This is a genomic window from Haloferax sp. s1, assembly GCF_058382125.1.
Window position 1 is genome coordinate 1 of record NZ_JBZRPK010000121.1, and the last position, 1174, is coordinate 1174.

General features: G+C 64.1%; 1 protein-coding gene. It reads right to left on the reverse strand.

The window, feature by feature from the left end:
• Positions 1-201: 201 nt before the first annotated feature.
• A partial coding sequence (locus QT222_RS00865; RefSeq protein WP_491475995.1) for an ABC transporter substrate-binding protein occupies positions 202-1174 on the reverse strand: 973 nt, incomplete at its 5' end.

Here is a 1174-nt window from a genome sequence, read left to right on the forward strand (position 1 = left end):
AACGGTGCGGACTGGACTGCCTCGCTCTCGCGGAGCAACGACAGCAGCGCGCCGAGGTCGGCCTCGTCAGTGGCGGACGCCTCGCCGCCGGTCGAAGTCGTCCCGCCGTCGGTGCGTACCGGCGGGCCGTCGTCCCGGTCACGGCCTAGGAGTCGCTTGAGGATGTGAAGTGACATTATCGAAAGGTGATGGGTGTGTGCCTTACTCGAATGCCGCCTTTATGTCGGCGTAAGCGGCCTCGACATCGTAGCCGGAGATGAACGAGGACATCGCGTCGCCGAAGGCGGTGAGCGCGTCGGGCGCGACGGCGAGACCGTGCTGAATCGAAAGCGGCTGTGCCTCGGAGTTGGCGAAGTCGTCCATCTGGTTCTGGAGGAACGGTCCGAAAGCGTCCTTCGGCACGTCAGTCCGCGGCGGGATAGAGCCCTTCTTCGGGTTGAATCGCTCCTGTGCGTCGACCGACCCGACGTAGCGGAGGAACGCCTTCGTCGCCTCGGGCGACGGGTTGTTCGTCGGCATCGGGAACGAGTCCATGTTGAGTGCGTAGACGCCGTCGGTTCCCGGGAAGGGAACGTGGTTCCAGTGCGTCTCGTACTCGAAGCCGTCCTGTCCGCGGTACATGCCCGCGGCCCAGTCGCCCTGGTGGAAGAACGCCGCTTTGCCCTCGATGAGCTTCGAGTTGGCGTCCTGCCACGAGATAGAGCCTGCGTCGTTCGGGTAGTACTCGGAGAACTGCTTCACGATGTCGAGCGAGTTGCGAACGGCGTCGGCGTTGGCTTCGACGTTGCCAGCGGTCACGTCGGCGTACACGTCCGGACCGTACTCGCCGAGGAGTACCTGTGCCCAGAGTTGACCGGTCGACCACGCGGACTTCGTCTGCTGTGCCATGCCGACGTAACCTGCCTCTTCGACTTTCGCCATCGCGTCGACGAGCGCGCTCGGCGAGTCGATGCTCGCGGGGTCGACACCTGCATCCTCGACGACTTCGACGTTGTAAAAGAGGTTGTTCAGTCGGTGGATGTTCAGCGGGACGGTAACGTAGTTGCCCGCCGGTTGGGCCGCCTCCTTCGGGCCGTCGAGGTAGGCGTTTTTCATGTCGTTGTGGCCCCAGACGGACTCCTCGATGTCTTCGAGTTTGTCCGCGTCGGTGTACGGCTGAAGGTTCGCGCCGGGC